We start from the raw sequence: 18384 nt of genomic DNA, 5'->3' as shown, positions 1-18384 counted from the left end.
CCATGACGGACCGATCCGATGGCGGCCCGGCGATCCACATCGCCTGGGAATGCCTGAGCAATTTCATCCGCGACGACGCGTTTGCCGCGCGCCTCGTGCTGCGCAACGATGGCGGTGCGCCCATCGCGCCCGGCTGGACGCTGTGCTTCAACACCTGCCGCAAGATCCTGGCCGAGACGGTCAGCGCCGGCTACGCCATCGCGCACGTCAATGGCGACTTGTTCGCGCTGTCGATGCCGGGGGGCGACGCCTGGCTGCCGGGGCAGACACACACGCTCGACTACGAAGCGCTGCACTGGGCGATCAGCATCACCGATGCGCCGCTGGGCTTTTACCTGCTGCCGGCGCAAGGCGGGGCGGCCGTGAATCTGGGCGACCCGGTCATCGCGCCGTTCGTGCGGCCAGAGCAGCGGCACCGCAACCGGAGCGACGCGGTGCCCACCGCCGATGCGGCGTGGCGCTTTGCGCAGAACGCAGCGCTGTCATACCTGCCCGAGGCCGAGGTCGGGCGCATCACACCGCGTCCACGCTCGGCATGCTTCACGGGCGGCCAGTGCCTGCTGGGACGCGACGCGGCGGTCGTGCACGGTACAGGGCTGGACAACGAAGTGCGGTTTTTGCGCGCGCTGCTGGCCGACCTGCCGCCGGGTGAGGGCGTGGTGACGCTCGCCGTCGGACCGGTGACTGAAGCCGGCGATGAAGCGTATTCGCTCGACATTGATGCGCAGCGCGTGGTGCTCACGGGCGCCAGCTCGCACGGCGTCTTCAACGGCCTGCAAAGCCTGGCGCAGCTGGTCTCACCCGATGGCGCGCTGCCGCTGGGAGTCGTGCAGGATGCACCGCGCTTCGCCTACCGCGGCATGATGCTCGACGTTGCCCGCCACTTCTCCAGCGTCGACACCGTGCTGCGCCTGCTCGATTGCATGGCCGCGTATAAACTCAACCGCTTTCATTTTCACCTGACCGATGACGAGGGCTGGCGCCTGGCGATTGACGCCTTGCCCGAATTGACCGCCATTGGCGCGCAGCGCGGCGTCGGAGATTGTTTACCACCGTCGTTCGGCTCCGGCGCCGCCGTCGATGCATCGAGCGGCAGTGGCTTTTATACGGCCGACCAGTTCGTCACGATCCTGCGCCATGCGAAAGCGCGCCACATCGACGTCATCCCAGAATTCAATCTGCCGGGCCACGCACGCGCGGCGGTCGAAGCGATGCGCGTGCGGCATGCGCGCCTGGTGGCGGCAGGTGACCTTGCCGGCGCCGAAGAATATCTGCTCAGCGACCCGGCCGACACGTCGGCCTACGAATCGGTGCAGCTGTGGCACGACAATGTGATGTGCATTGCGCTGCCGTCGGTCGATCGCTTCATCGACACCGTCGTCACTGCGGTGGCCGCGCTGTACCGGGAAGCAGAGGTGCCGCTGACCGTGCTGCACACCGGCGGCGACGAAGTGCCTGGCGGCGCCTGGGTCGGTTCGCCCGTCTGCCAGGCCAGCATGCGTGCGCATGGCTGGACGGATGTGCGCGAGCTGCGCGACGACTTCCAGGCGCGCTGCCGCGCGATCCTGGCGCGTCACGGCATCGCGTTCGCCGGCTGGGAGGAAACGGCGCTGACACCCCGCGCCGATGGCGTGCTGGCGCCCGACCGGCGTCAGGCCGGGCGCGATTTTCACGTCTACGTCTGGAACAACGGCGGCTTGCCGCACGAACGCGATTGCGCCACCGAGCTGGCCGCCGCCGGTTTCGACGTCGTGCTGGCCAATGCCACCAGCCTGTATTTCGATTTTGCCCACGCCAAGCATCCGCTGGAACCGGGCTACTACTGGGCCGGTTTCGTCGGCACGCGCGATGCGTTCGAACTGGCGCCGAGCGCCGGCGTCACGGGCCTGCAGGGCCAGCTCTGGGGCGAGAACGTGTGCTCACGCGCGCGGCTCGAGTATCTGGCGATGCCGCGCCTGCTCGGTCTGGCTGAACGCGCGTGGTCGCCACCGGACAGCGCCCCGGATTGGAATGAATTCGCCAACCGTCTTGGCCGGCGCGAATTGCCGCGCCTCGATCGCCACGGCTGGCACTACCGCCTGCCGCCGCCGGGCGCGCTGGTGGAGAACGGCATGCTGCAGGCGAATACTGCCTTTCCCGGCCTGGGCCTGCATTACACTGTCGATGGCCGCGACCCTGATACCACCAGCCCGCGCTACGCCGACCCGGTGCCTGTGCGTGGCGTGCGCATCGTGAAACTGGCCAGCATCGACACGCACGGTCGCGTGAGCCGCATCGTCACCCTACATCTGGAATCGCCATGAACGAGACGCTGGTCGCTGCCCCGGTCCACCATGCGCCACGGCGCCATCCGCTGTCGTGGGTGCCCACGCTGTACCTGGCGCAGGGCTTGCCGTTCTATGCGGTGGCGCTGGTCGCCGGCCAGATGCTCAAGAGCATGGGCGTACCGAATGACCAGATCGCCCGCTGGACGGGCCTGCTGGGCCTGGCCTGGGCCTTCAAGGCGCTGTGGAGTCCGTTCCTGGAACTGGCGCCGAGCCCGCGCATGGCCGTCGTCACCTGCCAGATCTTCGGCGGCGCCTGCCTTGCTTTGGTTGCGCTGGCCCTGCAACTGCCGATGTGGTTTGCGGTGTGCCTGGCGCTGCTGGCGATCGTGTCGCTGGCCTCGAGCACCCATGACATCGTCGCCGACGGCATCTATATCAGCAGCCTGACATCGCGCGAGCAGGCGGCGTATGCGGGCTGGCAGGGTGCCTTCTTCAATGCCGCCAAATTCCTCTCGCTTGGCGGGCTCTTGATCCTGGCGGGCGAACTCGAGGAACGCTTCGGCATCGCTTCTGCCTGGACCGTTGTGTTCCTGCTGCTCGGTGGCCTGATGGTGACACTGGGCCTGTACCACTGGCACGCGCTGCCCGCCACGCCCAAGCTCGCGGGGCGGATCCGTCATGCGCGCGACGTCAAGGCTACGCTGGTCGACGTGTTCAAGACCTTCTTTGCCAAGCGCGGGATCTGGCTGGCGATCCTGTTCATCATCCTGTTTCGCGCCGGGGAAGGGCAGATCCAGTCGATCGGCCCGCTGTTCCTGCGCGACGCGCGCGAGGCCGGCGGCCTGGGCTTGAGCACCGCCCAGGTGGGCTGGGTGTACGGTACGGTCGGCACGGCGGCATTTTTGATAGGCAGCATTGCCGGTGGATATTTCACGGCGTGGCTGGGCCTCAAGCGCGCGCTGCCGCTGCTGATCCTGGCGATGAACGTGCCCAATGCCGTGTTCTGGTACCTGAGCGATGCGCAGCCCGTCTCGATGCCGCTGATCGTCAGCGCGCTGGGGCTCGAGATGTTCGGCTATGGCTTCGGCTTTGTCGGCGTAATCCTGTTCATCATGCAGGTGGTCGCCAGCGGCCCGTACCAGGCGGCGCACTACGCGCTGGGCACCGGCTTCATGCAACTGGGGTTTGTCCTGTTTCGCACGATCAGCGGCGACATCCAGCAGGCGCTGGGTTATCGGGATTTCTTTCTGTGGGTGCTGGTGGCGGCGCTGCCGGTGCTGGTGCTCAGTCGCTTCATGCGTATCGAAGCGCCTGGCGAAATCAGCGCCGCTTGACGGGAAGGGCCAGCCAGCCCTGCCAGCCGCCATCTTCGGTGCGCGCGACCTTTTGCACATGGGGCCGCGTCGCATCGAGCCGCCACACGTTCTGGTGTTCGAGCCAGTCTTCGTACATCGCCCGAAAGCGCGGCCACTCGCCGCGAAACTCGAGGATCGCCACCATCCCGGCTGGCAGCACGCGCAGTCCAAGCCCCGGGTCGGCCAGCACGCCGGCGTCAAAGCCGAAGTCGTAGCAGTATTCTCGCTCGCCCGTAAAACCTGGATCTTCGTCGAACACGCCGTACCACGGCGCCCCGCGTGGGATGCCGGCACTTTCCTGTGCGCAGATGAAGGCATTGCAGGCCAGCGACAGCGCCGCGCCGGACTGGCCGAAGAAGCGCTGGTAGCGCAGCTGCAGGGCAGGTAACTGGCGCAGCGTGACGCGCGCGGCGACGCTGCCAGGCGCGGGCGCGCAGTAAGGGGCGTTCAGTGCGGTGAGTTCGCCCGGCTCGGCGACAAAGAAACTGACATCGCTTTCGCGCCCGACCTGGGCATCCATGTAGATGCGCCAGCCGCCGTCGCGCCAGGATTTGGCCGGCATGCCGAACTGCTGGCGGAAGGCCTTGGCGAACGCTGCGTTGGATGGAAAGCCACAATCCTGCGCGATGCGCCCGACTGGCACGTCCGGTTCGTGGCGCAGCAGGTGCGCGGCGCGGCGCAGGCGCCGCTTGCGCTGGTATTCCACCGCCGAAAAGCCGGTCAGCTCTCGGAAAATGCGGTCGAAGTGGTAGCTCGAATAGCTGGCCGATGCGGCCAGGCTGCCCAGGGCCAGCGGGTCGCCGACCGAATCGAGCATCAGGTCCATGACTTCGTACAGGCGCGACAGACGCGACACCGGCACCCGGGGCGCCACGCAGGGGGCGGCAGGTGGCATACAGTGGGCAAGGGCGGCGTGGGTCAGTGGCATATCGAAGATCGTCATGACAGCGTTGATGAATTATGCGACCAAAGCCGCTGCCGTGGCGAACTATGTGTAGCCTGGAAAATACAAAAATGACACGTATGGACAGGCAGCACGGGAGAATTGTTGCGCCGCAGTAAGTTAGCAATTCACTTACAATTGCGTGGTCATTTGATTATCACAACGCCCCGCGCGTTCTGTCTCTGGAGAAATTATGCAGACAGCATTATCGGCGGGCTTCATCCTCGCCATCGTTCTGTGGGGCGTTATCTCGCCCGACACCATGGGCCCGATCTTTGAGACCGCGCTTGCCACCGTCACCCGCAACTTCGGCTGGTTCTACCTCTGGGTCGTCCTTGGCATGGTGGTGTTTGTTGCCTTCCTGGCCTTCAGCCGTTATGGCAACCTGAAACTCGGCGGCGATGACGACGAGCCGGAATTCGCGCTCGGCAGCTGGTTCTCGATGCTGTTTGCTGCTGGCATGGGCATCGGCCTCGTGTTCTTTGGCGTGGCTGAACCGATCTCGCACTACATCGACGCGCCGCCCGGCACCGTGTCGAACACGCCGGAAGCGGCGGGCGCTGCCATGCGCTACACCTTCTTCCATTGGGGTATCCACCCGTGGGCCGTGTACAGCGCCGTGGCCCTGGCGATTGCTTTCTTCCAGTACCGGCGCGGCGGTGTTGCCCTGGTCAGCACCGTGACGGACGCGCTGCCATGGCCGATCGTCAAGCACATGGGCGGGTTCTTCAATGGACTGGCCGTGGTCGCGACTGCCTTCGGCGTGGCGGCGTCGCTTGGCGTGGGCGCGCTGCAGATCAACAATGGCCTGAATACCGTGTTTGGCCTGCAAGTGAGCGAGCCTGCCCAGATCGGCATCATCGTACTGGCCACCATCATGTTCCTGGCTTCAGCCGTCAGCGGCGTGACGCGCGGCGTGAAAATCCTCTCGAACACCAACATGATCATGGCCGCGCTGCTGGCGCTGGCGGTGTTCATCCTTGGCCCGACCGTGGCGATCATCGACACGCTGACCAGCACGCTGGGCAACTACGTCACCGAATTCGTTCGCATGAGCCTGCGCGCGACACCGTTCCGCGACAGCACCTGGGTTGGCAGCTGGACCATTTTCTACTGGGCCTGGTGGATTTCATGGTCGCCATTCGTGGGCCTGTTCATCGCCCGCGTCTCGCGTGGCCGCACGATCCGTGAATTCATCCTGGGCACGATGCTGGCGCCGACACTGGCCGCGTTCATCTGGTTCTCGATCTTTGGCGGCACCGCGCTGCACATGCAGATCTGGCAGCAGATCCCGATCGCCGACGCCGTGCGCGCCGACACGGCCACCGCGCTGTTCGCAATGTTCGACGCGCTGCCGTTTGGCATGATCATGTCAGCCGTGGCCACGGTGCTGGTCCTGGTGTTCTTTGTCACGTCGGGCGATTCGGCCGTGTTGGTGCTGGGCATGATGAGCAGCGGTGGCAATCCGAATCCGTCGACCCGTACCAAGCTGTTGTGGGGCGGCCTGATCGCCGGTATTGCGATCAGCCTGTTGCTGGCAGGGGGATTGAAGGCGCTGCAGACAGCGACCATCGTGTTTGCCGTGCCGTTCTCGCTGGTGATTATTCTGATGCTGATCTCGCTCTGGCGCGGAGTGCGCGAAGACTGGGCAGCGCACGAGAAGCAGGAACGCGAACTGCGCCGCCGCGTGCGCCAGATCGTCGAAAAGTAAGCGTTCATTTCGTACGACACGAACGGCCAGCCGCAGTTGCGGGCTGGCCGTTTTTCTTGGGCGCAGGTGCTCTGGCGCGCTGTCAAATTTCCTGTGGTTATCGACTTGGCGCGCTGATGGCCAATGTCACGTAGGCGCATGCGCCGCTGCCGCCCGGTCTGTGACTTAACGAACAGAGCATCAATCGTGCGCCTCCCAAAGTAGGTGTTTTATTCACCGAACGCCTCACGAAGGGAACCCAATGAAAGCACTTGTCTACAACGGACCATGCGATGTCCAGATCAAGAACGTGCCGGACGCCACGATCGAGAAGCCGACCGATGTGCTGGTGCGCATCACGACCACCAACATCTGCGGTTCCGACCTGCACATGTACGAAGGTCGCACCAGCATGGAAACGGGCCGCATCCTGGGTCACGAGAACATGGGTGAAGTCATCGCCGTCGGCAAGGCCGTCGACCGCGTCAAGGTCGGCGACATGGTCTGCCTGCCATTCAATATCGGTTGCGGCTTTTGCGAAAGCTGCGAGCGCGGCCTGACTGGTTTTTGCCTGACCTGCAACCCGGGCAACGCGGGCGCGGCCTACGGCTTTGCTGGCATGGGCCCGTACAGCGGTGGCCAGGCTGAACTGCTGCGCGTGCCATACGGCGACTTCAATTGCCTGGTGCTGCCAAAGGATGCGCAAGAAAAGGAAAACGATTACGTGATGCTGTCGGATATTTTCCCGACCGGCTATCACGCAACCGAACTGGCGCAGATGAAGCCGGGCGACTCGGTGGCCATCTATGGCGCCGGTCCGGTGGGCCTGATGGCGGCGATGTCGGCTTTCCTCAAGGGTGCGAGCCGCGTGTTCGTCGTGGACCCGAACAAGGATCGCCTGGCGCTGGCCGAGAAGATGGGCGCGATCGGCATCAATGACATCGAAGGCGATGGCGCTGCGCAGATCAAGGAACTGACGGATGGCCAGGGCGCCGATTGCGGTTGCGAGTGCGTGGGCTACCAGTGCTGCGACAAGCACGGCAAGGAAGTGCCAAACCTGACGATGAACAATCTGGTCGAAGCAGTCAAGCCAACCGGCGGTATCGGTGTGGTGGGCGTGTTCCTGCCGGAAGATCCGGGTGCGAAGGACGAGCTGGCCAAGGAAGGCAAGCTGGCGTTCGACTACGGCAAATTGTGGTTCAAGGGCCAGCGCATCGGCAACGGCCAGGCCAACGTCAAGGCCTACAACCGCAGCCTCGCCAAGCTGATCCATGCCGGCCGCGCCAAGCCGTCGCAGATCATCTCGCATGAGCTGTCGCTGGACGAAGCGCCGCACGCGTACAAGAAGTTCGACGAGCGCGCTGATGGCTGGACCAAGGTGATCCTCAAGCCGGGCCAGTAAGTTGCAACGTGGACCGGGCCAGCCCGGTCTATCGTATCGCTGAAAGGAGCAGGGCCATGACGACGACGTTCAAGGCCGGCGACAAGGTGGAGTGGGAGTCATCCCAGGGCACGGTCACCGGCAAGATCAAGAAGAAATTGACGGCGCCAACCGACATCAAGAGTCACCATGTCGCGGCGTCCAAAGAGCATCCGGAATACCTGGTGATCAGCGACAAGACCGGGGCCGAGGCGGCGCACAAGGCGTCGGCGCTGAAGAAAGCGTAGTTGCCCGTACTGGTCTGAGGATCAGCGCTGCGCCGGTGCAGCCTGCTGTTTCGTCGCGGTCTGGATGATGCAGGTGCGCTTGCACTGCTGATACGCGTTGTCACAGGCGCCAGTCCGGTCCAGCCGGCGGTGTGTGTCCCCGGCTGCTTGCAGTGCGCGCGCACCTTGTCCAGGCACTTCACTTTCGGCCGTTCGCGCCAGCGGATTGCGGGCGGAGGTCTCCGGTGGTGGGACAAAGCGCTTCCTGACATCCGAGCTAGCTTCGACGCGGCATTCGCGCTGCGTCGATTCGCACATCGAGGTACAAAAATTCGTGTCAGCAGCCAGCGCCGGGCCGGTTGCCAGCATGCCGAGGCACGCAATCAGCGACGCTCTTTGCGGGAACAAGCGAGTCAATACAAGTCGGAATGTCATGGCTTGAAGTCGAACGTGGAAAATGCCAGTCTACGGCATCGATCGTGCTGAAAACTCACGCATTCTCATCCGCGTCGCCCATGCCTTAAGATTCGGTTCATCTTGTCGGGCAAGTATGGCAAGGCATTCCATTCATTGATTCCACACCATGCGCATCCTGCTCGTTGAAGACGACCTCTCCCTTGGCGACACCATCCAGGCCTGGTTGCGCCTTGATGGCCATGCCGTCGACTGGGTCCAGCGCGGCGACTCGGCGCAGACGGCCCTGATGACGCATCACTATGATTGCGTGCTGCTCGACCGCGGCTTGCCAGGCTTGTCCGGCGATACCTTGCTCGGCCAGTTGCGCGCCGCCGGCAACGGCGTGGCCGTCATCCTGATCACGGCCTTCAATGCCCTGGCCGATCGCGTCGAAGGCCTGGACCTGGGCGCCGACGACTACCTGGTCAAGCCGTTCGAGCTCGAGGAAATGTCGGCCCGCATCCGCGCGGCCGTGCGCCGTGGCGCGAACCAGGTGAGCAATGACCTCATGCACGGTGAAATCGCCCTGAACCTGGATACCAAGGCGGCCAGCCTGCGCGGCGTGCCCGTCGCGCTGACGGCGCGCGAATATAACGTGCTGTACGCGCTGCTGCTGCGCAAGAACAGCATCGTCACCCGGGCCCAGATCGAAGAAACGCTGTATGGCTGGGGCGACGAAGTCGAGAGCAATGCCATTGAGGTCTACGTGCACAACCTGCGCAAGAAATTCGGCAGCGACAGCATCGTCACGGTGCGCGGCCTGGGTTACCGGCTGAAGACCGATGGTGAATGAATCGCCTGTGCAGCCATGGTCGCTGCGCCGGCGCCTGCTGACGGCGATCGTTGCCGCCAGCACCGTGCTGTGGCTGGCCAGTCTTGGCATCGTCACCGTCATCGCGTGGCAGGAAACCAACGACGTGTTCGACGATGCGCTCGAGGAATCGGGCCACATGATCATGGCTGCCACCACCGACTGGAACGAGCGCGGCCTGTTGCTGCGGCCGGGTCTCGAGAGCCGGCCTGGCCGCAAGGTCGACATGCAGTACCAGATCGTGGCGGACGGGCGCGTCGTCCAGCGCACCGGCGGCGCGCCCGCGCAGCCGTTCGTGACGGATTTCGATGAGGAGGACGGCTTCGCCGACGTGCGCAACAACGGCGATCCGTGGCGCGTGTTCGTCGTGCGCGACGCGACGCGCAGCGTCGAGGTCCAGGTCGGCCAGCAGCAGAGCAAGCGTTTCGATATTCTCGAAGAGCTGGCCGAATCGCTGTGGCTGCCCGTGCTGGGCTTCCTGCTGCTGCTGGCGCTCGTGTGCTGGGTGCTGACCGGGCGCGTGCTGAAACCCTTGCGCCAGACGGCGGCAAGCATCGCGGCCAAGACGCCGCACGACCTGACGCAGGTGCCCACCGCCGGCCAGGCGCGCGAAGTGCTGCCGATCGTGCAGGCGCTCAATGGCGTGCTCGGGCGCCTGGAAGCGGCGTTACAGGCCGAGCGCCGCTTTACTGCCGACGCCGCGCACGAGCTGCGCACGCCGCTGGCGGGCCTGCACATGCACGTGCAGCTGCTGCAGCGCCAGCATCCGGAACTGGCCGCGCCGTTTCAGAAACTGCGCCACGATATTGCGCGCACGACCGGGCTGGTCGACAGCCTCTTGACGCTGGCGCGTCTGGACCCGCTGGCGCGCGAACAGCTCGTGCGCCAGCCGGTGCCTCTGCCGGCGCTGTTTGAGCGCCTCGTGGGCGCGCATGCGCAGGAGGCGGCGGCGCGAGGCATCACGATCGCCGTGCACTGCGAGCTCGACTACGTAGAAGCCGACCCGCAGATGCTCGACATCGTGCTGCGCAATCTGCTCGACAACGCGTTGCGCTACTGCCCGGACGGCAGCCGCATTGAAATCGATGCGTGCCGGCACGGCGGGTTCGACCGCATTGCCGTGCGTGACAACGGCCCGGGCGTGGATGCAGCCAGCCGCGCGCGCTTGAGCGAGCGCTTCTTCCGCGTGTTGGGGCAGGGCCAGCCGGGCAGCGGGCTCGGGCTGTCGATCGTCAGGCGCATCGCCGATCTGCATGGCATCGCGCTGACCTTCGGCACCGGCCTGGACGGGCGCGGTCTCGGTGTCACGCTCGACTTCGATGCGTCCTTAAGATCGGTTTAATGTCCCGCCGGTGTAATGCGTCTGTGCCTGCCAACGCTGTGCAGGCAATGACCCACCAACTACCGAGGACTGACCATGAAACGTATTTCGCACATCGCCTGCATCGCCCTGTTGATCACCGGTTCGGCCGCTGCCGTCGCCCAGACCCCGGCAACCCAGACTGCAACGCCGGCCGCAACCGCCACCGTAGCGCCAACTGCCGCCCCGGCCACCAAGGCCGCGCCAGCGGGCTATGCCGGTCCATCGGGCGCGCCGTTGATGACCGCCAAGGACTTGCTGGCCAATGGCAAGGATGACCAGTACGTGCGCCTCAAGGGCAAGCTCACCAGCCACAAGGGCGACGAGAACTACGAGTTCACCGACGCCAGCGGCAAGATCATGGTCGAGATCGACGCTGATCGATTTCCGGCCGGCGTGACGGTCGATCACAACACGCTGGTGGAACTCACCGGCGAGTTCGACAAGGAAATGTTCGGCGACTCTACCGTGGACGTCGAGCAGATCAAGGTCGTCGCGCAGTAAGAATGGACGTGTTCGGGCGATAATGGTGGCTTCGCCGCCATGATTGTCCGATTCGCCCATGCATTACGATTACGCCGACCTGACGCACAACTTCGACCCCGGCGCCATGAAGCGTGGCCACGATTACGCCGATGATGGCCATGTGCTGGTCGCGCAGTGGCAGGCCGACCGGCTGATTGGCGAAGTTGCCGGCAGTGGCGGGGCGATTTACCATCAGACCATCCGCGTGTTCACCCGCCGCGAGCAGGTCAACTTCGACGGTCGCTGCACCTGTCCGGTGGGCTACAACTGCAAGCACGTGGTATCGGTTTTGATCAAGGACATCGAGTGCCGCGAACGCGAAGCCCGGCAGGCCCCCGGCGCGGCCAACGCCGTCGCGCAGCACTGGCTCATGCAGCTCTCGCAGCTGAGCCAGATCACGCAGCCGGCACTGTCGGGCACGGGCGCGGTGACCATCCTGGCCTGGGTCCTGGTGCCGGATCTGCAGGGCCACTCCCGGCTGCATCTGCGCAAGGGCCGCCAGGGCAAGCGCGGCGGCATTGGCGCCAGCTCGGGCGACGTCAACCATCATGGCCTGCTGCGCGATCCACCCGCCTGGATCGCAACCGGCGACGTCGAGCTGCTGCGGCAGTTTGCCGGCTTGGCCGCAGCTTCGGGCGGCCTGGGCGTTGCGCGGCCGCAAGGCGCGCTGGGCGCACGCCTGCTGGCCCAGCTTGTCGCGCAAGACCGGCTGCTGCGCGCCCACACGCCAGAGGATCTGGCGCGCGGCCGGGTCGCGCCATTGCTGGCCGGCCCGAAGCGCGCGGCCGTGATCGACTGGCATCCCCTGGACGGCGCTCCCGATGCGCTTCAGCTGAGCTGGCAATTTGCCGGTGGCGGCGCGCGCGACCAGCAGATTCCCGACGAAGTATTGCCAACCGAACCGGCCTGCTACATCGATGGCGACCTGATCGGGGAACTGACGCTGCCGGCCCTGCTGGCGCCCTTGCCGCTGGAAATGCTGCTTGGCGCGGTGGAGCAGGCGCCGCTGCTGTGGCCGGAGCACCGCGCCAGCGTGGCGACGCGCATGGCCGAGCTTGGCCTGGATGGCGTGTTCCCGCTGCCGCAGGTGCTGGAAACGCATGAGCGCAGCGACGTGGCGCCGGTGCCCCTGCTGGTGCTCGACAGCATGCTGGCCAGGCAGCGCGGCGACTACCGCTGGCACGACCATGCCACCTTGATGTTCGACTACGACGGCTGGATCGCGGAGCCTGACGACGGGCCGGTGCTGCGCCGCGTCGAGAACACCAGGGTCCAGCTCATCGTGCGCGATGCCGCGCTCGAGGCGGCGGCGCGGGCGCTGCTGACCGGGTTCGGGTTTGCCGAACCGCCATCCGACTCGCCACTGCTGGATCTGCCCGGTGCCTTGCAGCTTGCCGACGAGGCCGCTTGGGTCGGCTTCGTGCGCGATACGCTGCCGCGCCTGGAGGCGGCCGGCTGGCAGGTCGAGATCGAAGCCGATTATCGCTACCACCTGGCCGAGGTGGATGACTGGTACGCCGAACTCGATGAAGAAGGCGAGGGCGGGCAAGCCTGGTTCGCGCTCGAGCTGGGCATTGTCGTGAACGGCCAGCGGCACGCGCTGCTGCCCTTGCTGCTCAAGATGATCCGCGCCGCGCCGCAGGAGTTCGACCCGGTGGTCCTGGCCACGCGCGCCGATGAGGGCGACCTGGTGATCGAGCTCGACGACGAAACACGCGTGGCCGTGACCTGGGGCCGCATCAAGCCGATCCTGGTTACGCTGGGCGAGCTGTATTTCAGCGAGCGCATGGGCAGCCGGGTGCGCCTGCCGGTGATGGATGCAGCGCGCCTGGCCGAACTCGAGCGCGCCGCGCACCTGCGCTGGATGGGCGGCGAGCGCCTGCGCGTACTGGGCCGCAAGCTCAGCGATTTCGACGGCATCCGGCCCGTCGAACTGCCCGTTGGCCTGCAGGCCGACCTGCGGCCCTACCAGCGCAGCGGCCTGGCCTGGCTGCAATTTCTGCGCGAGTACGAATTTGGCGGCATCCTGGCCGACGACATGGGTCTGGGCAAGACGATTCAGGCGCTGGCCCACATCCTGGTCGAGAAAGAAGCGGGGCGGCTCGATCGCCCGGCACTGGTCGTGGCGCCCACGAGCCTGATGCCCAACTGGCAGGCCGAAGCGGCCCGCTTCACGCCCGGCCTGCGCGTGCTGCTGTTGCACGGCAAGGAGCGCACGGCGCTGTTCGATGGCATCGGCGACGTCGACGTGGTCCTGACCACCTACGCGCTGCTCGGGCGCGACGAAGTGGCGCTGCGCGGTCACCGCTATCACCTGTTGATCCTCGATGAAGCGCAGTACATCAAGAACAGCCGCAGCAAGGCGGCGCAGACGGCGCGCCTGCTCGACGCGCGCCATCGCCTGTGCCTGACCGGCACGCCGGTGCAGAACCATCTGGGCGAACTGTGGTCGCAGTTTCATTTTTTGATGCCGGGCCTGCTGGGCGACGAGCGGGGCTTCAACACCGTGTTTCGCAAGCCGATCGAGCAGGGCGGCGACATGGGCCGCAAGGACCTGCTGGTGCGGCGCCTGAAACCGTTCATGCTGCGCCGGACCAAGGACAAGGTGGCGACCGAACTGCCACCCAAGACCGAGATCATCCTGCCGGTCGAGCTTGGTGGCGTGCAGCGCGACCTGTACGAAACGGTGCGCGTGGCGATGGACCGCAAGGTGCGCGACGAGATTGACCGCAAGGGCCTGGCGCGCAGCCATATCGTGATTCTCGAGGCGCTGCTCAAGCTGCGCCAGGTGTGCTGCGATCCGCGCCTGCTTAAAACGGGTGCGGCGGACGGTTCGGCCAAGCTCGAGGCGCTGATGGAATTGCTTGATACGCTCATCAGCGAAGGGCGCAAGGTGCTGGTGTTTTCGCAGTTCACGAGCATGCTGGCGCTGATCGCCGATGAACTCAACGCGCGCAGCATCGCCTATGTCGAACTCACGGGCAGCACGGTAGACCGCGCCGCGCCGGTCGCTGCGTTCCAGGCGGGGCAGGTGGGCGTGTTCCTGATCAGCCTGAAGGCCGGCGGCGTGGGCCTGAACCTGACGGCGGCCGACACCGTCATCCACTACGATCCCTGGTGGAATCCGGCCAGCGAAAACCAGGCTACCGACCGCGCCTGGCGCATTGGCCAGACGCAGCCGGTGTTCGTCTACAAGCTGATCGCGCGCGGCACGCTGGAAGAAAAGATCCAGGACATGCAGCGCCGCAAAGGCGATCTGGCCAACGCCCTGCTGGCGGGGGACACCGAACTGGCGCCGGCCATCGGGGCCGACGACCTGCGCGAGATCTTCTCGCCGGTCGAACACACACGGCCATAACGCAACAGGCCCGCTAGAGTGGCGGGCCTGTCAGGAGTGGAACTACCTTGCGGTCTTTGGACCTTAGGCTTTTTCGAGATGCGCTGCGAGTTGGCCGCGCAGTTCGTGACCGCTTGAGTGCGTGTAATCCTTGTTGAGCTCATGCGTGATCAGCGCCTTGACCTGCGGATCGATCGCCGAACGCAGCAGTCCCAGGAACTCGGGCGATGCGGACACGATCAGATGCTGGTACTGGCCCTTTTGCTGGCCTTGCAACAGGTACGCGGCAACATCCTTGGCAAACTTTTGCGCTTCGTGCTCGGCCGGCGTGACGGCTGGCTGGTAGTCGCTGCCCGGCGCGCCTGCCTGTGTGGCGTGCTCGAAGCCGCCGCCCTGACCGCCGCCGATATTGTGGCCGCTATTGCCGGCCGAGCGCGGGCTCAGGCGGTCGGTCACGATGTCGCTCACGCGCCCCTGCGCAGCAGGATTGACCATGTCTTCCACTTCTTGCAGCGACTTGGCAGATTTGGCATCGGCAAAAATACGTGCACGACCGGCATTGGCCGCGATAATCCAGGTTGTAGGCATAGAGTCCCCTGATTGAATGGTGGGTGGGCGCATCTGGCGCTGCGGAGCCTGGGCCCCGGCTGGCGCGATGCGCATGAAGGCCATCGCCGGCAGTGGCGGACACGAGCAATGCACAGCATCGGCCCGCGTTCCCTGCCTGGCGACAAGTGATGATTTAGTATAGCCCCGTCAAAAAATCCACGTCGCACCGCGTTCCTGCCGTGCGCGCCTGGGAAGGTGGCGAGATACCAAATGGATCAATTTTCTGGTGGACGTGCAGTAGCGTACCGAACGGAGGCGCTGCGGAGAGCAAGATAGACCCATCGACACTGCAAACACGGAAGGAACACTATCATGGGTAAATTCTTCATTGGCTGGCTCCTGGGTATCCCGGTTGTTGTACTGGTCATCCTGTATCTGATCTTCTAATCGACGATCGCGGTAGCAGCAAAAAAAACGCCACCTTGCGAGGTGGCGTTTTTGCATCCATACATCACGGCGCCTTCGCGCCGTGTTGGTCGACAGTCAATTACCAGCCGATATCCTTCAGCAGTGGCAGCGTCAGATCCTGCGGTGGCGACACCGACAGGGTCAGGTCCGAATTGATGCTTGGCTCCATCAGCAGGTTTGGCGATGCCGTCACGTCCCAGTGCGAGACCGACGAACCTGGCGCCAGCACTGCTGGGGTGTACAGCAGCGGACGACCGAGGGCGTCGGCGCCGGCCTTGCGGGTCGGATCGGTGGCCAGCGACGCGATCACCACGCCTGGCTGCGAACGCGTACCGTACGGCTTGGCAGCGGCGACAGCGGCTTTCAGTGCATCGCCAGCAGCTTGCGTGATACCGGCCGACGGGATGGTGACGGTTGGATCGGTGCCGCCCGGTGCGACGTCGCCGGCAACGTTATTCGCCAGCAGAACACCGACTGCGCCAGCATTCTGTGCATTCTTCACCTTGACGGCGAAGCCGCACGAGCCGCGGCTGATGATCGGCACCTTGCCGCGGACTGCTGCGGCGTTGGCGGCATTGAACGGGTCGCAGCCAGGACCGATTTCACCATCTTGTGGCGTGATCGTGGCCAGGGCGCCGAGCGAGGCGACCGCAGGCAGGGTCGGACCGAAAGTCGAAGCCGTATAGCTGATGACCGGCAGCACGCCAGTTGGCGTTGCCGCTTTCAGGATTGGCTGCGAGCGCAGGATGCTGGCGCCGGCAACCGAGTTGGCGCCGGTCCAGGCCAGGCCCAGCGGGTTGATCGCCGAGACGCGGCGTTCGGCTGACGTCATGTTCAGCCAGCTCTTCTTGGCCGTGTTGTCGTACATGAACTCTTCCCAGACGCTTGGCAGGCCGCCATTGGCGACATACCCCGAGCCAGTTGCACTGATGCGGTAGCCAGTCGAGGTCTGCACGCTGACGACCGAGAAGCCCAGGCCGTGGCCCAGTTCGTGCAGCAGGGTTGCTGCGAAGTTCACCTGGCCGCCGGCATTGCCGTCCAGGCCGAGGTAGAAGCTGCTGCCTGCGAGGCAGTCCGGCTGGCCGAGGTTGACGTTGAACTGGGTCTTGATGTCGACGTTGCCATAACCGGTGCCATCGTCAGGGATGCCATTGGTCAGGTTGACACCGGCCAGCTTGTTGGCCAGTGCCGCTGGATACCAGGTGTTTGGCTTGCCGCCTGGGAAGTTATTCCAGATATTCCAGGCGCCGGCGCTGCCCAGCGTGGCCGAGGTGGCGGTGCAGGTCAGTGCTTCCCAGCCGGCCGACACGGTGATCGTCACGTTACTCTGGAGATTACGTTCCCAGATATCGGCAACGTAACGATACACGTTCATGCGTTGCTGGCCGAGCGTGGTGCCGTTATTGCCGCCAACCGGCGCCACCGGGGTCGGATCGTTGAAGCCAAAGCCGGCCGCATCGCGGCTCTGGATGGTGATGGTTGCAGCTTGCGCAGCGATGCAGGTCAGGATGCTGGCGGTGGCCAGTACGGTGCGTGCAGCGGTGAGCGAGAACGATGGGGTGCGCATGATTACTCCGTGACAGGCGTAATGGTGTGAACGTGGCCGGTCGAATCGGCATTCTGGGTGTCGCCGTGCGTGACGCTGATGCTGCCGTCGGCGTTACGAACCGCTACCGACGAGGTCAGGAATTCATCGGTCAGGCGGGCGCCGCGCGCGCCACTGCTGTGGGATTTTTGCAGCGTTGCTTTCGGTGCGATGCGTGCATTGGCCTTGACGGACTGCGCTTTCAGCGCGACTGCTTCGGCAGGGGTGGCGCCGCGCAGCTTGCCCGTTTCGGCATCGCGCACGACGGTCTGCGACTCATTCGAGACGACAGCTTCCTGGGCAATGGCGGACTGGCCGGCGAAACCCATCAGGGCAAGGGCAATGCCGGCGGCGCGCAGTGCGCGCAGGCCGGTTTGTTGTTTCTGGAACATGACAATCTCCTGGAAAAACATATTCGATGCAAAATGTGCGAAGCGCAGCGCGCTTCGGCGGACAACGTGGCGTGGAGCGCTCAGGCGCGTTTGCGGCGGCGTGCGGCAACCAGGCCCATGGCGCCAGCGGCCAGGATCATGATGCTCGACGGTTCAGGTACGTCGACGACCAGGGAGTCGATGCCGACGTAGTTCGCGCTGGCATAGTCACCGGTGTACTGGAAGGCGAAGCGGGCGCTGCCGGCAGTTGGGCCGATATAAGCGAAATACTGCGTCCAGCCGGAGCCGACACTGATACTCGGCATCAGATCGATCATGGTGCCAGCGGCGTTGACAAAGCCAAATGCGATGTTGTCGTCGTAGGTGGCGGCGTCGTCGGCATTCAGCCAGAACGAGACGGTTGCGCCAATCAGGGTCGAAAATTCGGGGGTGTACAGCCAGTTGTTGATCGTGCCGCCATCGGCAGCGCTGCTGTAATTTGCCGCGACATAACTGTAATCGTTGGAGCCTGCAGCCGCGCCCTGGCCGTTGAAGCCGACACTGCCTTGGAACCAGCTGGTGGTACCAGCCGGGGAACTCTTGTTCTCCACAACCCAGCCTTTGCCCTGCAGGCTGCTTACATCATCAAAACCTTCTTCAATCACGACCCCGGCGAACGCCGAGGACATCATTCCGGAAACCAGCAATGCAACAAGTGCTTTCTTCATTCTGATGCGCTCCAAGTGTTTACGATGAACGGCGCTGCATTCGTGTCACAGCCCCTGTATCGGGTGTCGTAACGATCATTCGACGACTATGGGAGTCAATGCATATTACGTGCCAGCAAAACAGAGCGTTGATTTCTATGAAGAATATTTTTCAAAATGAAAAGTTCGTAAATAATTGTAAGATTTTCCGACAAATTTCATACGTTTGTCACATAAATAACGACACTTTATTTTCCATTTCATGCACTGACGCTATTTTGTTGCCATTGGGTAGGTTTTGTTAATGATTTGG

The 18384-nt window shown here is 64.4% G+C and carries 15 protein-coding genes; 9 read left to right on the top strand and 6 right to left on the bottom strand.

The genetic code is table 11. The features are described from left to right. The first annotated feature begins 2 nt into the window (after window positions 1-2). Both AC56LH_RS18590 and AC56LH_RS18585 read left to right on the top strand, forming a co-directional pair. Window positions 3-2303 (top strand): family 20 glycosylhydrolase, encoded by a 2301-nt coding sequence (locus tag AC56LH_RS18590; protein WP_499648682.1) that lies wholly within the window; start codon window positions 3-5, stop codon window positions 2301-2303. Continuing rightward, a complete protein-coding gene (locus AC56LH_RS18585; protein WP_499648680.1) occupies window positions 2300-3601 on the top strand; it encodes an MFS transporter in 1302 nt (433 codons plus the stop codon). Before AC56LH_RS18590 ends, AC56LH_RS18585 begins: the two co-directional genes overlap by 4 nt. Here the strand turns inward: AC56LH_RS18585 and AC56LH_RS18580 are convergent. Further along, window positions 3588-4565, bottom strand: a complete 978-nt coding sequence (locus tag AC56LH_RS18580; protein ID WP_499648678.1) for a helix-turn-helix domain-containing protein — start codon at window positions 4563-4565, stop codon at window positions 3588-3590. The two genes, AC56LH_RS18585 and AC56LH_RS18580, sit on opposite strands and share 14 nt — an antisense overlap. A 193-nt stretch (window positions 4566-4758) precedes the next feature. Between AC56LH_RS18580 and AC56LH_RS18575 the strand changes: the two genes are divergently transcribed. From AC56LH_RS18575 to AC56LH_RS18565, 3 genes are all read left to right on the top strand, one after another. Then, window positions 4759-6276 (top strand): BCCT family transporter, encoded by a 1518-nt coding sequence (locus AC56LH_RS18575; protein WP_499648676.1) that lies wholly within the window; start codon window positions 4759-4761, stop codon window positions 6274-6276. A gap of 241 nt (window positions 6277-6517) precedes the next feature. Next, a complete protein-coding gene (locus AC56LH_RS18570) occupies window positions 6518-7657 on the top strand; it encodes a glutathione-independent formaldehyde dehydrogenase (protein WP_332530513.1) in 1140 nt (379 codons plus the stop codon). A gap of 56 nt (window positions 7658-7713) precedes the next feature. Further along, window positions 7714-7923 (top strand): hypervirulence associated TUDOR domain-containing protein, encoded by a 210-nt coding sequence (locus AC56LH_RS18565; RefSeq protein ID WP_499648674.1) that lies wholly within the window; start codon window positions 7714-7716, stop codon window positions 7921-7923. A gap of 21 nt (window positions 7924-7944) precedes the next feature. Here the strand turns inward: AC56LH_RS18565 and AC56LH_RS18560 are convergent, their stop codons facing one another. Further along, the gene (locus tag AC56LH_RS18560) at window positions 7945-8271 is read right to left on the bottom strand and encodes a hypothetical protein (RefSeq protein WP_499648672.1); all 327 of its coding nucleotides are present in this window, start codon (window positions 8269-8271) and stop codon (window positions 7945-7947) included. 214 nt (window positions 8272-8485) lie between these two features. Between AC56LH_RS18560 and AC56LH_RS18555 the strand changes: the two genes are divergently transcribed. The 4 genes from AC56LH_RS18555 to AC56LH_RS18540 all read left to right on the top strand — a co-directional run bounded on the left by AC56LH_RS18555 (window position 8486) and on the right by AC56LH_RS18540 (window position 14412). Further along, on the top strand, window positions 8486-9151 hold the full coding sequence (locus AC56LH_RS18555) for a response regulator (protein WP_499648670.1): 666 nt from the start codon (window positions 8486-8488) through the stop codon (window positions 9149-9151). Further along, window positions 9144-10511 carry an ATP-binding protein gene (locus tag AC56LH_RS18550; RefSeq protein WP_499648668.1) on the top strand — a complete coding sequence of 456 codons (1368 nt, stop codon included), beginning with the start codon at window positions 9144-9146 and terminating at the stop codon, window positions 10509-10511. Before AC56LH_RS18555 ends, AC56LH_RS18550 begins: the two co-directional genes overlap by 8 nt. A gap of 75 nt (window positions 10512-10586) precedes the next feature. Next, window positions 10587-11033, top strand: coding sequence for a YgiW/YdeI family stress tolerance OB fold protein (locus tag AC56LH_RS18545; protein WP_499648666.1), 447 nt, complete (start codon window positions 10587-10589; stop codon window positions 11031-11033). A 58-nt stretch (window positions 11034-11091) separates the two neighbouring features. Beyond that, window positions 11092-14412, top strand: coding sequence for a DEAD/DEAH box helicase (locus AC56LH_RS18540; protein ID WP_499648664.1), 3321 nt, complete (start codon window positions 11092-11094; stop codon window positions 14410-14412). Between the two features lie 63 nt (window positions 14413-14475). On the opposite strand, the gene AC56LH_RS18535 is transcribed toward AC56LH_RS18540, so the two are convergent. From AC56LH_RS18535 to AC56LH_RS18520, 4 genes are all read right to left on the bottom strand, one after another. Continuing rightward, window positions 14476-14979 (bottom strand): host attachment protein, encoded by a 504-nt coding sequence (locus AC56LH_RS18535; protein ID WP_499648662.1) that lies wholly within the window; start codon window positions 14977-14979, stop codon window positions 14476-14478. Window positions 14980-15487: 508 nt separating this feature from the next. Further along, entirely contained in the window at window positions 15488-16975 is a 1488-nt protein-coding gene (locus AC56LH_RS18530; RefSeq protein WP_499648660.1) for a PA domain-containing protein, read from the bottom strand. Between the two features lie 2 nt (window positions 16976-16977). Then, window positions 16978-17385, bottom strand: coding sequence for a post-PEP-CTERM-1 domain-containing protein (locus AC56LH_RS18525; RefSeq protein WP_258837338.1), 408 nt, complete (start codon window positions 17383-17385; stop codon window positions 16978-16980). Window positions 17386-17465: 80 nt separating this feature from the next. Next, window positions 17466-18107, bottom strand: a complete 642-nt coding sequence (locus AC56LH_RS18520; RefSeq protein ID WP_499648658.1) for a choice-of-anchor J domain-containing protein — start codon at window positions 18105-18107, stop codon at window positions 17466-17468. Between the last annotated feature and the right edge of the window lie 277 nt (window positions 18108-18384).

The organism is Telluria sp. LT1R51-2 (assembly GCF_059685775.1).
The sequence above is the reverse complement of the archived record's forward strand: the minus strand, read 5'-3'. Positions and strand labels throughout refer to the sequence as shown.

Bases quoted from the DNA above. Each gene is read 5' to 3' on its own strand.
- AC56LH_RS18575 (WP_499648676.1), top strand. From the start codon at position 4,759: ATGCAGACAGCATTATCGGCGGGCTTCATCCTCGCCATCGTTCTGTGG.
- AC56LH_RS18590 (WP_499648682.1), top strand. From the start codon at position 3: ATGACGGACCGATCCGATGGCGGCCCGGCGATCCACATCGCCTGGGAA.
- AC56LH_RS18570 (WP_332530513.1), top strand. From the start codon at position 6,518: ATGAAAGCACTTGTCTACAACGGACCATGCGATGTCCAGATCAAGAAC.
- AC56LH_RS18560 (WP_499648672.1), bottom strand. From the start codon at position 8,271: ATGCTGGCAACCGGCCCGGCGCTGGCTGCTGACACGAATTTTTGTACC.
- AC56LH_RS18555 (WP_499648670.1), top strand. From the start codon at position 8,486: ATGCGCATCCTGCTCGTTGAAGACGACCTCTCCCTTGGCGACACCATC.
- AC56LH_RS18525 (WP_258837338.1), bottom strand. From the start codon at position 17,385: ATGTTCCAGAAACAACAAACCGGCCTGCGCGCACTGCGCGCCGCCGGC.
- AC56LH_RS18565 (WP_499648674.1), top strand. From the start codon at position 7,714: ATGACGACGACGTTCAAGGCCGGCGACAAGGTGGAGTGGGAGTCATCC.
- AC56LH_RS18535 (WP_499648662.1), bottom strand. From the start codon at position 14,979: ATGCCTACAACCTGGATTATCGCGGCCAATGCCGGTCGTGCACGTATT.
- AC56LH_RS18585 (WP_499648680.1), top strand. From the start codon at position 2,300: ATGAACGAGACGCTGGTCGCTGCCCCGGTCCACCATGCGCCACGGCGC.
- AC56LH_RS18545 (WP_499648666.1), top strand. From the start codon at position 10,587: ATGAAACGTATTTCGCACATCGCCTGCATCGCCCTGTTGATCACCGGT.
- AC56LH_RS18530 (WP_499648660.1), bottom strand. From the start codon at position 16,975: ATGCGCACCCCATCGTTCTCGCTCACCGCTGCACGCACCGTACTGGCC.
- AC56LH_RS18580 (WP_499648678.1), bottom strand. From the start codon at position 4,565: ATGACGATCTTCGATATGCCACTGACCCACGCCGCCCTTGCCCACTGT.
- AC56LH_RS18540 (WP_499648664.1), top strand. From the start codon at position 11,092: ATGCATTACGATTACGCCGACCTGACGCACAACTTCGACCCCGGCGCC.